The sequence below is a fragment of the Nonomuraea sp. SYSU D8015 genome (genome assembly GCF_008065375.1).
GTDB lineage: Bacteria > Actinomycetota > Actinomycetes > Streptosporangiales > Streptosporangiaceae > Nonomuraea.
Window position 1 is genome coordinate 56,402 of sequence record NZ_VJYI01000033.1, and the last position, 13,336, is coordinate 69,737.

The window sequence follows — 13,336 nt, forward strand, 5'->3', positions numbered from 1 at the left end:
TTTTGGGTGATCACTCCCGGCCAGGGACGGAAGTGATCGGTCACGCGTCGGTCGCCGTGACGGTGCCGGTGGTGCCGTCGATGGTGATGAGCGTGTCGTCGTGGAGCATGCTCGTTGCGTTCGGGATGCCGAGGACGGCGGGGATGGCGTGCTCGCGGGCGACGATCGCGGCGTGGGACAGCACGCCTCCGGTTTCGGTGACGACGCCGGCGGCGATGCGCAGCAGCGGTGTCCAAGCGGGGTCGGTGAAGGGGCAGACGAGGATGTCGCCCGGGTTCACGCGCGCGAAGTCGCCGGGACCGCGGACGATCCGGGCGGTTCCGGTCACGGTCCCGTGGCTGCCCGGTGTCCCGGTGAGTGTGGCGGCCGGGACGTCCGAGGAGCCGGAAGGAAGAGGCCGCCGTGGGAGCGCGGCGGTGATCGGCCGAGCTTGCAGAACCCAGGTACGGCCGTCGACGATCGCCCACTCGACGTCCTGCGGTCCGCCGAGTACGGCAGCGATCTCCTTGCCCAGCTCGGCGAGCTGCGCGGCGGTCGCGTCATCGATCGTCGGTTGGTGCCGGGCACGGGTGGGCACGTCGCGAACGACGAGCCGCGTGCCACGCCGGTCCAGGCGGGTCCGTTTGTCTGCGACGGTGCGGGTGACCATCCCGTCCTCGGCGACTCGGTAGGCGTCCGGGGTGACAGCGCCTCCGACGATGCTGGGGCCCAGGCCCCAGGACGCCTCGATCTCGGTCGCGCTGTCCGGACCTGCGGGTGTGAACATGACCCCGGATACCTCGGCATCCAGATGGCGCTGGACGACGACGGCCATCACAGGATCGGCGGACGGCTGGTCGTCGCGCCCGGAGGCACCCCGGTAGGCGACGGCACGTGGCGATGACAGCGAGGCCCAGCAGGCGCGTACGGCATCGGCGACGTCGCTGACTCCGTGCACGGCGAGAAAGCTCTCGTGCTGACCGGCCGCCGACGCCTGACCGGTGTCCTCGTTCGCTGCCGATGATCTTACCGCCACTGGCGGGTCGCCGAGCTCGTCGAGCGCGCGTCCCAGTGCGTCCATGACGGTGGCGTGGAGTGGGCGGGCCACGATCGCCTGCCGTGCCACGGTGAGATCGTCCGGCTCGTCGGCGAACCGTCCGAGGCCCAGATCGCCGACAGCGGCGCGGTAAGCGGCGAACGGGACGACGAAGCCGTCAGGAACCGGCAGACCCGCGCGGAGCAACGCGCCAAGTGTGCCGCCCTTGCCTCCGCAGGTATCGGCGACAGCCTCCACGAGAGGTACGATCATCCACCCACGCCTTTCAACAGATAGTTGACAACATTTTGTTGATTGTGCATCATGAGTCGCATGGCACGCAAGCAGGACATCGCTCACAGCGCGCACGCCGACCACGCCCAGGCCCGACGTGAGCAGGAGGCGCGTGAGCGTCTACTGAGCCTGGGCGCCGACGCGCTCGACGCCCGCCCGTGGCGACCCCCGCCAGCCCCGCCGTCGGCGGTCGACCTCGTGCAATTCGCCGTCTGGCGCAACGCCGACCTGAGCCCGGAGGACATCCTGAGTGCGCTCACCCTCCTGCCCGCCGCACGCGCCGAGGTCGAAGGACTCGAATCCGCCCTGCTGTTCATGGCCCGGAGCGCCGGACTGACCTGGGCGCAGATGGCGCACGCGATGGGGTTCAACTCACCGCAGGCGTGCCAGCAGCACTACACCCGCCTGACAGCACGACAGGACGCCGACTCGTGACGCGTGACTCTCCGCCCGCCCTCCTTGTCCTGCACGCCGTGCGCCTCACCGGGTTCGCGGACACCCCGGTGATCGCTCAGCGGTCCGGCCTCGACACGGCCGAGACGAAAGAAGTGTTGCTCGACGCCGAGGCGTGCGGCTGGGTCGAGCACACCGCCTTCGCCGGCACCGGAGGCTGGTCGCTGACCGAACGGGGCCGGGCCGAGAACGAGCGCCAGCTCGCGGCCGAGCTCGCACGCGTCGGCGGAGCCGACGAGGTTCGCGACGTCTACCGCGAGTTCCTCCCGCTGAACGCCCTCCTGCTACGAGCCTGCACCGACTGGCAACTCCGGCCCACCGCCGGCGATCGGCTCGCCGTCAACGACCACTCCGATCCCACCTGGGACGCCCGGGTCCTCCACGAACTCGCCGCCATCGACCGCGCACTCACGCCACTCGCAGACCGGCTCGAGAGCGTCCTCACACGGTTCCGCGGCTACGACGCACGATTCACCACAGCCCTGGCGCGCGCCCGAGCCGGGGAGGGCGCCTGGGTCGACCGCACCGACGTCGACTCCTGCCACCGTGTCTGGTTCGAGCTCCACGAAGACCTCATCGCCACACTCGGCCTCGATCGGCGCACCGAACCCTGACCCCCCGCTTGTTGCCCCGAGGGCATGCATGCTCAGCGGCAGCATCCTCACCCGCCAACCGGCTCATCGTCGCGCGCCGGCCGATGCCCAAAACGAGCGGCATCGCCGGCGTCCGATTCTTCTAAAGTGCGGACTTCCGCTTATTTCTTGATCTCGTAGCGCAGAAGTACCACGCCGTTTTCGAAGCCGGTGGCCTCGATCAGTTTCAGGTCTTGCCGATCCTCGAAAATGCGCGTTCCCTTGCCGCGTGACGCCGGGCAGACGAGCAGGGTGATCTTGTCGATGACGTCGGCGTCCAGCAGGGAGTGCATGAGCGTCAAGCTCCCCCACAGCCAGATGTCCTTGCCGCTCTGCTCCTTGAGCTCCCGGATGGTGGCGACCGGATCGCGCGTCACGGTCGCGGCGGGAAAGTCGCCCCAGGGGGCGTCATCCAGCTTCGACGAGGCGACGAACTTGGTGAGGTTGTTGAGCTTCTCGCCGTACTCGCCCTGCTCCTCGGCGTACGCCCAGCCCGTGGACTGGGCGTAGGTATTCGCGCCGAGAATCAGCGTGTCGACCTCGTCGATGAGCCCCATCACGCTTGCCTTGAACGCAGGGTCGGTGGTCTCGGAAAAGGGCTCCCCTGACACGAAGCTGAGCCCGCCGTCCTCCTCCGCGGCGATGTTGTCGACGGTAACCCACTGCTGAACGATGAGCTTTCGCATCACTGACTGTGCCTCTCGAATATCTGTCGGCTGAACAGGTCCACCGGTACGGAGCCTTCGTGACGGATCCGACACCGGAGGAACTGGAACGGTTCTTCTTCCCAGGGACGAAACCGCGCGCGGGTTCTCGACCCCCTACCTCGACATTTCCTGGCGAACTTCAACGAGTCCGCGCACTCCGCGGCGGCCACAAACGGGCACGGGGACGGCCACTCGCGTCCCAGGCGCGCCAAGGACATGGTGGTGCCCCACACGTGGGCGATCCACCCGACGCGGACGACCGGGCGGGGCTCAGGCGCGCTGACGCTCCTCCCGCTGCCGGATCAGTTCCTCGACCGGGCTCGGCAGGGTCGTCTCGAAGTCGATCAGCTTCGCCCAGGTCGGGGTCACGACGATCCGGACCATGCCGTCGTGGTAGAGGGAACGCACCTCGGCCTCCCACACGACCCGTTGCTCGGGGGTCATCTGGTAGGTGGTGGTCGTCTGGAGGTACTCGTCCGGGATGCCGTCGACGAAGTCCAGCTCGGCCCGGCCCCGGATGAGCAAGATCTTGGGCGGGTGCGACTCGGTGTCGATCGTCAGGGCGACCATCGGGTTCTCGCTCAAGGCGTGGAGCTTCGGAGCGTTCTTCGGAGTGCTCATGACGATCTCCGTGCCGTTCCAGGCAAAGATGATCGGGATGTTGCGGGGTGTGCCGTCCTTGGCGACGTAGGCCAGGCGGGTCACGTCGCGGGCCAGCAGTTCCCGGCTGAGCGGCCGGTTCAGAACCTCGGTGACCTCGTACGATTCCACAGTAATTCCTCTCGTTGTTGTTTCTCAGCGTCGGTTCAGGGGCGTTCGGCCACTGCTTGCGCGGTGGTCGGTTGTGGTCTGGGCGGCGGGGTCCCGTTCGACAGGCGCAGGGCCGGGTTGAGCGTCGCGGTGACAGCGAGCGACGCCACCGCCATCACGGCCATCGCCGCACCCGCGGGCAGAAACTGCGCAAGCAGCCCGGCCAGCGTGGCGCCGGCCGCCTGCATCGCCTTCATGCCGGTGACGTGCAGGCCCAGCGCCTGACCGCGGACGTCTTCGCCGATCAGGGCGATCAGCCGTTCCTGCAGCAGCAGCGTGGATGCGAAGCCGATCGACGCCACCGCGACGACGCCTGCCGCGACCGGCGTGCTGAGCGGCAGCACGAACAGCAGGTACGGCAGCGCGAGCAAGAATCGCAGCGGGGTGACCCACCGCCGCCGCCCCTGTGGCGACATGAACCGCCCGGCGACCAGATCGCCGAACAGCATGCCCAGCGCCGCCGCGACGAACAGCACGGCGGCGGACCGCGGCGCGTAGGGCACGAACAGCGCCTCGCAGCCCACCACCAGGCCGTTGGGCACCCACGTCGCCAGGTAGACGGCCCGGCGGGCCGGCGTGGACAGCAGATGCCGGTTGACCTGCCAGGTGGCCGCGAGGGACGGGCGGCCGGACGCCCGCGGCGGCCGGGCGCTGAGTCCCCACCGCAGCACCAGAGCCGCGACGAAGGCCAGCGCCGCGCTGATGGCCAGCGTCGCACGCGGCGACACCACCGCCAGCAGGATGCCACCGAGCGCGAAGCCGGCGATCTGCATCGCGCCGACCGAGATGTTGAGCACCGAACGGCCGAGCACGTACCCGTTCGGCGGCACGATCTCGTTGAGCAGGCCGTACCGGACACCGCCGCCGATCGAGCTGACCAGGCCCAGAGCCAAGATCACCGTGAACATCGCCCACAGCGGCATGCCCGGCATGGCCAGCGCCAAGCCGGCCAGGCCGCCGGCCAGCGCGGTCAGCGTCAGCGCCGCACGCGGCTGCACCCGGTCGGCCACCGACAGCAGCGTGGTGGCGCCGACCAATTCGGCGAACGACGGCCCGAACATGCTCAACGCGGCCAGCAGCGGGGAGTCCGTGCGGGCATACACCAGCGTGGCGAGCGCCAGCCCGTTCAGCGTGGTCGAGGCGACCTGCGCGCACGAAGCCGCGAACAGCGGGGTGAACTCAGGTGTTCGAAACAGTTCCCGGTACGTACGCATCGCTGGGGATTCCCTTACTCTCGTCCGCCGTCGGGCCTTCACAGCATCCGGCGGCCGGCACTGGCTCGGGCCGTTGTGGTTGACCCGGTCATCCAGCCCATCTCGGCTCACCGACGAGCCTCCACCCAAGAGGGCTTATGCGTCTAATGCCACCTTTAGCGAAAATTCATCGATAGGGTTGATGAATGCTCGATATCGTCCGGCTTCGCGTCCTGGCGGCGGTCGCCGCCCACGGCTCGGTCACCGAAGCGGCCAAGGCCTTGCACTACTCGCAGCCCTCGATCAGCCATCATCTGGCCCGGCTGGAGGCGGCGACCGGAGCCAAGCTGATCCAGCGCGTGGGGCGTGGCATCCGGCTCACCCCTGAAGGGGAGCTGCTCGCCCGCCGCGCGGCGGAGATCGTCGGCCGGGTCGACGCGGCCGGCGCCGAACTGGCCGCCCAACTCGGGCTGCAGACCGGACGGGTCCGCCTCGCGGCCTTCAGCTCGGCCCTGAGCGTCCTGGTCCCGCCCGCGGCCATGGCGCTGTCGCAGTCGTACCCGAACATCGAGCTGCACCTGGCCGACGCCCACCCCACCGTGGCCCAGCGGCGGCTGCGCGACGGCTCGGCCGACCTGGCCATCGTGCACCGCTACGACGACACCGTGCCGGACGACGGCATCCGCTACTCCTACCTCCTCGACGACCCGATGTACCTGCTCAGCCGGCACCCTGGCCAGACGCTCGCCGACCACCGGGACTCGGCGTGGATCGCGGGCTGCGAGAACTGCCGTGGTGAACTGCTCCAGTTCTGCGAAGCCGCCGGGTTCAGCCCGCGCATCACCTACAGCAGCGACGACATCGTCGTCGAGCAGGCGTTCGTCGCCGCCGGGCTCGGGGTCACCACCATGCCCGGCCTCGCGCTGCGCTCGCACCACGCGGACGGGGTCGTCGCCAGCGAACTGACCGAGTTCCGGCGCCGCATCTACCTCGCCACGTTCGGCGAACCACCGGACCCGCCCGCCACGACCGCCTTCATCACCGCCCTGCGCACCACCACCGACGCCCTCCAGTTGGGGGAGACGCCCTCTCCAAAGACGGGTCAGTCGTGGGAGCCGGGGGTGAAGAGGCCGGATTCGTAGGTCTTCCAGCACGATCACCACGGTGCCGATCAGGGGGGCGGCGGTCTCCGCCTCCTCCGCCGCCTGGTTCCCGACCAGCACGGCGTGCCCTCACCGACCATGACCGCGTTCCAGGTGCGGGCCGGGTCCTTCATGGCGCCGCACCCCCTCGTGAACCGCGGTCAGAATGTGGCGATCGGGTTGACTGGGCTGCCGGACGTACCGGCGAAGCGGACCGGCGCGACTGCGAGGTGGAAGTCCCACTGGCCGAGCTCGGCAGCCGTCGTCGCGCACGCCTCCAGGTCGCAGTTGTCGAGCATCCACAGACCCATGGCGACGAGGCTCACGGCGTGAACCGGCATCAACACGTCTTCGTACCCCGATGGCTGAACGTCCTGGGGGGTGTCAGCGCCGATCAGCGCGACCTCCCGTTCATGCAGCCACGGCAGGCAGGACGCGTGCCAGCCGGCCTGCGTGAAACCGCTGGCCTCACCGGTCTCGTGCCGGACGCGCCCATAGCCGGTCCGCAGGAGTACCGCATCGCCGGATCGCACCCGCACACCCTGGCGACGCTCGGCCTCCTCGAGATCGTCGGGGAACACACCCTGCCCCGGTTCCAGCCACGGCACACCGCGGACCCTCGCAATGTCCAGCAGGACACCACGCGTGATGATCCCGTTCGCCGCCGCCGTGACGGATGCCCACGCCGATCCCGTTGCGGCGTCGACCAGCGAGTGCGACCGCCCGTTGTACATCGTGCCGTCCCAGAAGATGTGGCACGGCGAGTCGACGTGGGTGAGGGTGTTGCCGTGGAACGTGATGCCGAGCCGCTCGGACGAAAAGCCCCAGCGCCGGTCGTTGCGGAATCCGGGCACCGGCATGTTCTCGGCACCCGGCATGTCGGCGGCGCACGGGCACGTCGTCGTCGACCGCTCCATGTCTTCCGGTACGGCAACCTCCCATGCGCACGACACGCTCCTGCCGTGGCGCACGGCCCGCGCCGCCGCCAGCCGGACGTCGTCGGTGATGTGGTTCAGAGTGCCGAGCTCGTCGTCGTCGCCCCACCGTCCCCAGTTCGACAGCGTGTCGAAGTACCCGAGCACGTCGTCCTGTGTGGGCATCGGTCGCCCTGCCGTCATCCCAGCATCGACTCCTCCGGTCACGCGGTTCGAGGCACCGAAGGCAGGGTATCCCGCCCTCTCCTTCGACATGCCAAGGTCCGCTGAGCTGGCACGGTACTAGATCAGCGGGCCGGTTGCGTCCACGGAGGTGGTGCATGAGTTGGGCAACGTGGATGTGAAGAAGCATCGCGCGGTACGCCTCACGCTGCTCAGTTTTGACGTTTCGTCTGGTCAGTGGTCTCGCGGGTGTCCGCCATCCACTCAGCGTGCGCGCGGCCTTGAGTGCCTGCCAGCCACGTGAAGACGACCCCGATGCCGCCGGACACTGCTGCCGCTGAGGGCGCCGCCATTCCCAAGCCACATCGGCATGGCGGTGCCTGGACTGATCGCTTTCTAGGGCCATTCAGCGCGGGTGACGGTGTCCCTCGCCTCCGGTGAATTCGAACGGATTACGGCGCGGGCCGCGTCCGGCAGAGGGGAGAGCGGCGGCCCGCTGATCAGCGGGAACCTCGTACTTCGGCTTCTACGGCGCCACCTACGAGCGCCGCTGCTGCGCCGTGTACGACTTTGCGACCCGCGCGCCAGCACGGAGCCCGAGCGCGCCCGCTGCGCCGGCGGCAGCGAGCCCACCTGCTGTCTTCAGGAAGCCGCGACGGTTCGTCCTTTCCAAGTTCATGGACATGCGGAATTACTCCCTCGGTGCTTCAGGGGTTCTAGGAACCAGCGAGATACGAAACGATGGCGGGATGGTCAGCGACCGTGGACTCGCACCTCCTTGATCTCGGCCGGGGCCTCTGGGAACACGAGCTTCACCGCGCGCAGGGCGCGGCCTCGCAGGTCGAACGACATCCGGCGGTCGGTGGTGCCGGTGGCCACCTCCTCGGCGGCCTGGCCGTCGGAGACCTCCAGCCGGTACGGCACGGCGTCCGGCTCGCCGAGAAGCACTGTGACGGTGTCCACCCGCCACAGGCCCTCGAGGTCGACGCGGATCCAGGCGCCCGGCTGGTTCGTGGCGCTGACCCAGCCCTCGCCGGTGGAGTAGTCGGTGACCAGGTGCGCTGGACGGTCGGCGGTCGAGCCGCTGCTGAAGACGGGCCGCTTGGCCGACAGCAGGCGCGGGGCGTCGGAGGAGGGGAGGTACGAGAGCGAGGGCGGACCGGGGGACAGGCGGCGAGGCCGGCCACGCCATCGTTCCCCGCCGACGGCCTCGATGGTCAGCTCCGCCGGTGCCAGGCCGTCCGCGCTGGCCCGCAGCGTGTTCGGGCCGGCGAAGTAGGAGCGGAACTCGATCGCGCCGACCCCGTCGAACAGGCCGCGGTTGCCGGGGGACAGCGTGATCGACGTTCCGGTGGGAAAGATACCGCCACCCCGACGACCTCGATGCGGACCGGGCGCTCGTCGGCGACGACGTGGCCCGACTCGTCGACCAGTTCCACCATGACCTGGGTGTCGTCGGTGCCGTCGGTGGCGATCGTCATGCGATCCGCGCTCAACCGCAGGGCGGTCGCGGTGCCCGGCAGCGGCCACGGGGGCGGTTCGACGCCCCGAAGCTCGCGGCGGTACCAGTACCAGGACCGCAGCGGAAGGCGGAAGTAGTCGATGAACCCCATGCGGCCCATGTCGGGCACGATGCTGCCGTGGTGGATGCCGCACCAGAGGGCGATGCCCGACCGCCAGGCGTGCGGAGTGTCGACGCCGTGGGCGTACCGCGGGCCGTACGTGCCGGGGCGGCCCTCGATGACGCTGCCGTACTCGGAGACCAGGCTGGGCCACGGCGGCTTGTGATAGAGCGACGCCCCGTCGCCGTTGTAGCCGGCCACATCGCCGAGCTCGTCGAAACCGCGACGCTGCGCGCCGCCCACCGCGGCCGGCCGGGTGGGGTCGAGGTCGTGGACGAGCTCGACCAGGCGCCGGGTCAGCTCCTTGGCCTGCGGGATCACCTCGTCGTCGCTGAAGAACACCTCGTTGCCGGTGCTCCACGCGACGATGCTGGGGTGATTGCGGTTGACGCGGATCATCTCCGTCATCGCGCGAAGGCAGCTGTCCTCGAACTCCGCGCGGTCGGCCTCGTGCGGCGGGTAGGCGCTGGCGTTCCAGAACCCTTCGGCGTTCTGCCCGCCGATGCCCCAGAAGCACAGCTCTGACCAGAACAGCACGCCCTGGCGGTCGCACTCGGCGGCGAACTGATCGTGGTGGGGGTAGTGCGCGCCGCGGACGAAGTTCATGCCACTCTCGCGGATCAGGGCCACGTCGCGGCGGATGCCGCTGTGGGTCGTCGCGTCGCACCACCCGGCGCGGTCCTGGTGCACGTTGGCGCCGTGGATCGGCAGGTGCTCACCGTTGAGGAAGAAGCCCTTGTCGGCGGTGAACTCGACGGTGCGCACCCCGAAGGTGGTGACGGCCTCGTCCAGGTAGCGCTCCTCCTGGACCAGGCGCTGCTCCAGCGTGTAGAGGCGCGGCGTGTCGGGATGCCACAGCCGCGCCCGGGGCAGGGTGAACTCCTTGCGGCACGTGCTCGTGGCTCCGGCCCGCACCGACACGCTCCGGCTCAAGCGCAGGACCGGCTCCACGGCCAGGCGGATCTCGGCGGTCAGGTCGATACCGGGATGCTCAGGAGCGAGGGGGAATCCGTCGAGCTCCGCATAGGGTTCCGAACGGTTCGCGTCGTGGACGGGCTCATCACCGTCAACGGTGCGCCGGTGCGCTTCCGCGGCGTCAACCGGCATGAGTGGCATCCGGAGACAGGCCGCACTCTGGACCTCGACACCATGCGGGCCGATGTGCTCCTGATGAAGCAGCACAACATCAACGCGGTGCGGACCAGTCACTACCCGCCGGACAGCCGCTTCCTCGACCTGTGTGACGAGTACGGCCTGTGGGTGATCGACGAATGCGATCTCGAGACCCATGGATTCGGTCAGGTCGGCTGGGATCGCAACCCGTCCGCCGACCCACGGTGGCGGTCTGCCTTCCTGGACCGGGTCGAGCGCATGGTCGAGCGTGACAACAACCACCCATCCGTGATCATGTGGTCGATGGGCAACGAGTGCGGCGTCGGCGACAACCTGCGGGCGATGGCCGAATGGGCCCGCCACCGCGACGCCAGCCGGCTCATTCACTACGAAGGCGACTACGACAGCTCCTACGTCGACGTCTACAGCCGGATGTATGTGGACCTGGACGAGCTCGCACTCATCGGCATGGGCGCCGACGAGCGCACGGTGGACCCCGGGGCCGACGCCCACCGCCGTGCTCTGCCCGTGATCCTCTGCGAGTACGCCCACGCCATGGGCAACCGCCCCGGCGGTCTGGCGGAGTACGAGGAGCTGTTCGACCGGTACCCGAGACTGCACGGTGGATTCGTCTGGGAGTGGATCGACCACGGCATCCTGCAGCGCGCGGCCGAGGGGCCCAACGCCGGGCAGTCGTTCTACGCCTACGGGGGCGACTTCGGCGAGGTCGTTCACGACGGCAACTTCATCGCCGACGGCCTCGTCTTCCCCGACCGGGCCCCGTCCCCCGGATTGCTGGAGTACAAGGCCGCGATCGCGCCGGTGATCCTGTCCATCGACGACGGCGACGGGATCACGCTGACCGTCCGGAGCAGGTTCGATCACATCGACACCTCCGGCCTGGCCTTCGAGTGGCTGCTCGAAGAGGACGGCACCGAGCTGGGCGGCGGTACCGTCGAAGTCCCTCCCGTCCCGCCGCGCCGCACGGCCCGGGTGCGGCTCGACGATGCCCTCGCCGGACTGGCAGGCCGTGCCTCGGGCGAGGTCGTCCTCACCGTCCGCGCCCTGCAGGCCAAGGACCGCGATGGCGTGGCCGCCGGCCACGAGATCGCCTTCGCCCAGCGGGTGCTGGCCGAAGCCCGGCGGCAGGAGAACGGCCGCGCTGAGACCGTTCGGGTCGCAGTGTCCCCGAACGGATACCGCCTCGGGGACGCCGTGTTCGACGTCAACGGGCGACTCGCCAGGCTCGGCGGCCTTCCCGTGGTGGTCCCCACACCCGATCTATGGCGGGCGCCCACCGACAACGACCTGGGGTGGCCAGGACAGGCGAAGGCCTGGCGCGAGCTCGGCCTGGACCGGCTGGAGCATCGTACCGTGCAGGTGCGGTCAATCGATGACGAGCTCGTCGTCGAGACGGTGAGCATGGCCGCCGGGCGGGAAGCCGGGATTCGGAGGCGGATGATCTGGTCCGCGTGCCCGGACGGCGAGATCGAGCTGCGCGTTCACCTGCATCCGGTCGGCCGGTTCGACACCGATCTCGCCGCCCTCCTCCACGACTCCAGCCGCGTGAAGCGGGGCACCGTGCCGCGCCTGGGTGTCCGCATCGGGTTGCCGGGCGGTGACGCAACGCTCGACTGGTACGGCCTCGGCCCGGGCGAGAACTATCGCGACAGCCGGCTGGCGGCCCGTCTCGGCCGTCACCGCGCCACGGTGGCCGAGCTGCAGACCCCCTACGTCTGCCCGCAGGAGAACGGCAACCGCAGCGCCGTCCGATTCGCGGAGATCTCCTGGCAGACGGGCGAGCGGCTGCGCATCACCGCACCCTCCGGCGTCAACGTGACCTTGCGACCCTGGACCAGCGAAGCGCTGGATGCCGCCCGGCACACCACCGACCTGGTGCCGGACGGAAGACTCTGGCTCAACCTCGACATCGCCCACTACGGGCTCGGCTCGGCGTCATGCGGCCCCGACGCATGGCCGGCCCACCGCCTGTACCCCCACGTCTGCTCACTCCTGGTCCGCCTCGCCCAGGTGGGTGGCAGACCAAGTACGGGAGAAAGGGATAGTGGGGTGTTGAGGTGCTGCTCAGAGGGTTCGTTTGTCGGGTGATGTGACCCTCCGCTTGGGTTTGGTTGCGGCTTGATGAACACGGCCGTTCGGCAGGGTTGATCATCGCTACGGTTTCCGGGGTCTGGACGCCGGGATCGAGGCGAGGGACGGCCTGGGATGACGTGGATCGAGCGGACCGCCTATCCGCAGTTCAAGTGGCTGACTTCGGCGCGGGTGCTGCATGTGTTCTTCACGCCGTCGTCGGAGGAGGTGGCCTGGGCCGAACAGCGCACCGGCAGCCCGGAGTCGTGTTTCGCGCTGGTGCTGGCGTTGAAGTGTTTTCAGAAGATGGCGCGTTTCCCGTCCCCGGATGAGATTCCCGAGGTGGTGATCGACCACGTTCGGCGCTGTCTGGAGTTGGCCGAGGACGTCTGGCCGAACCATGGGTCGTCCCCGAGCGCGAAGGCGCATCGCAAGCTGGTGCGCCAGCGTCAGGGCGTGAAGTACGACGCGGGCCGGGCCCGGGGGATCGCCGCGGTGGCGATCCGGAAGGCGGCGCAGGCCAAGAACAATCCGGCGGACCTGATCAACGTGGCGATCGAGGAGTTGCTCCGGCGTCGGCTGGAGCTGCTCGGGTACACGACGCTGGAGGACCTGGCCACCAGCATCCGCGCCGAGGTGAACGCCGCCATTATCGCCACGATCCTGCAAGTTCAACACGCTGCTGGCCAACCTGGTCGTCTTCCACAACGCCCTGGACATCTCCGACATCGTGCGGCAGCTGGTTGCCGAGGGCTGGCAGATGACCGCCGACCAGCTCGGCCAGATCGCGCCCTACCTGCGGGCCCACATCAGCCGCTTCGGCGCGTACGCCACCGACGAGCTGCGCCATCGGCCGGATCCGTTCGACCCCCTGCTGAAAGAGGTCGACTTCACCGACGTCGAACTGGCCGCGTGATCTCCGAGGCGCTGGTGGGGCGTCTGCGCGGAGCCGGTTCAGCAGTCCCGGTAGCGTGCGGTCATGACCGACATGCTGACGCTAACGCCCGATGATGCCTTGGCGATGCTGCTGGAGGGCAACCAGCGGTTCGTCGCCGGCGCGCCGGAGCATCCCAACCAGGACGCCGCCCGCCGCGCCGGACCGCGCCGGAATTTCCTGGCCATTGACCACCGGGACTCACAGCCTGGCTGCTGCCGGCGCGCTCCAGG

At 69.3% G+C, this 13,336-nt stretch carries 13 protein-coding genes and 1 pseudogene; 6 read left to right on the forward strand and 8 right to left on the reverse strand.

Going from position 1 to position 13,336, the window contains the following annotated elements; translation table 11 throughout:
* Positions 1–40: 40 nt before the first annotated feature.
* On the reverse strand, positions 41–1,288 hold the full coding sequence (locus ID574_RS53895) for a PEP/pyruvate-binding domain-containing protein (RefSeq protein ID WP_188196867.1): 1,248 nt from the start codon (positions 1,286–1,288) through the stop codon (positions 41–43).
* Positions 1,289–1,348: 60 nt separating this feature from the next.
* Between ID574_RS53895 and ID574_RS53900 the strand changes: the two genes are divergently transcribed.
* Both ID574_RS53900 and ID574_RS53905 read left to right on the forward strand, forming a co-directional pair.
* On the forward strand, positions 1,349–1,744 hold the full coding sequence (locus ID574_RS53900; RefSeq protein WP_188196868.1) for a DNA-binding protein: 396 nt from the start codon (positions 1,349–1,351) through the stop codon (positions 1,742–1,744).
* Positions 1,741–2,376, forward strand: a complete 636-nt coding sequence (locus ID574_RS53905) for a transcriptional regulator (RefSeq protein ID WP_188196869.1) — start codon at positions 1,741–1,743, stop codon at positions 2,374–2,376. The genes ID574_RS53900 and ID574_RS53905 overlap by 4 nt, the downstream gene beginning before the upstream one ends.
* Positions 2,377–2,516: 140 nt before the next feature.
* Here ID574_RS53905 and ID574_RS53910 read toward each other — a convergent pair whose 3' ends face one another.
* From ID574_RS53910 to ID574_RS53920, 3 genes are all read right to left on the reverse strand, one after another.
* Positions 2,517–3,080 carry a dihydrofolate reductase family protein gene (locus ID574_RS53910; protein ID WP_188196870.1) on the reverse strand — a complete coding sequence of 188 codons (564 nt, stop codon included), beginning with the start codon at positions 3,078–3,080 and terminating at the stop codon, positions 2,517–2,519.
* A gap of 291 nt (positions 3,081–3,371) precedes the next feature.
* Entirely contained in the window at positions 3,372–3,872 is a 501-nt protein-coding gene (locus ID574_RS53915; RefSeq protein ID WP_188196871.1) for a pyridoxamine 5'-phosphate oxidase family protein, read from the reverse strand.
* Between the two features lie 35 nt (positions 3,873–3,907).
* Entirely contained in the window at positions 3,908–5,125 is a 1,218-nt protein-coding gene (locus ID574_RS53920; RefSeq protein ID WP_188196872.1) for an MFS transporter, read from the reverse strand.
* Positions 5,126–5,310: 185 nt separating this feature from the next.
* On the opposite strand from ID574_RS53920, the gene ID574_RS53925 reads away from it, so the two are divergent.
* Positions 5,311–6,246, forward strand: a complete 936-nt coding sequence (locus tag ID574_RS53925) for a LysR family transcriptional regulator (protein WP_188196873.1) — start codon at positions 5,311–5,313, stop codon at positions 6,244–6,246.
* A 161-nt stretch (positions 6,247–6,407) separates the two neighbouring features.
* On the opposite strand, the gene ID574_RS53930 is transcribed toward ID574_RS53925, so the two are convergent.
* The 4 genes from ID574_RS53930 to ID574_RS53945 form a co-directional block, all read right to left on the reverse strand.
* Positions 6,408–7,328, reverse strand: a complete 921-nt coding sequence (locus tag ID574_RS53930) for a cyclase family protein (protein ID WP_223168047.1) — start codon at positions 7,326–7,328, stop codon at positions 6,408–6,410.
* Between the two features lie 553 nt (positions 7,329–7,881).
* Positions 7,882–8,028, reverse strand: a complete 147-nt coding sequence (locus ID574_RS63265; protein ID WP_188196874.1) for a twin-arginine translocation signal domain-containing protein — start codon at positions 8,026–8,028, stop codon at positions 7,882–7,884.
* A gap of 68 nt (positions 8,029–8,096) precedes the next feature.
* Positions 8,097–8,306, reverse strand: a complete 210-nt coding sequence (locus ID574_RS53940) for a hypothetical protein (RefSeq protein WP_188196875.1) — start codon at positions 8,304–8,306, stop codon at positions 8,097–8,099.
* 254 nt (positions 8,307–8,560) lie between these two features.
* Positions 8,561–10,072: a glycoside hydrolase family 2 protein gene (locus ID574_RS53945; protein ID WP_223168048.1), complete on the reverse strand. Its 1,512-nt coding sequence runs from the start codon at positions 10,070–10,072 to the stop codon at positions 8,561–8,563.
* Between ID574_RS53945 and ID574_RS53950 the strand changes: the two genes are divergently transcribed.
* The 3 genes and pseudogenes from ID574_RS53950 to ID574_RS53960 all read left to right on the forward strand — a co-directional run bounded on the left by ID574_RS53950 (position 10,013) and on the right by ID574_RS53960 (position 13,085).
* Positions 10,013–12,187, forward strand: a complete 2,175-nt coding sequence (locus tag ID574_RS53950; RefSeq protein WP_262496176.1) for a glycoside hydrolase family 2 TIM barrel-domain containing protein — start codon at positions 10,013–10,015, stop codon at positions 12,185–12,187. The genes ID574_RS53945 and ID574_RS53950 overlap by 60 nt on opposite strands.
* Before the next feature lie 117 nt (positions 12,188–12,304).
* Positions 12,305–12,733, forward strand: a pseudogene (locus ID574_RS61190) (DUF4158 domain-containing protein); the annotation flags it as partial.
* Between the two features lie 154 nt (positions 12,734–12,887).
* Entirely contained in the window at positions 12,888–13,085 is a 198-nt protein-coding gene (locus tag ID574_RS53960) for a hypothetical protein (protein WP_442939452.1), read from the forward strand.
* Positions 13,086–13,336: the final 251 nt, after the last annotated feature.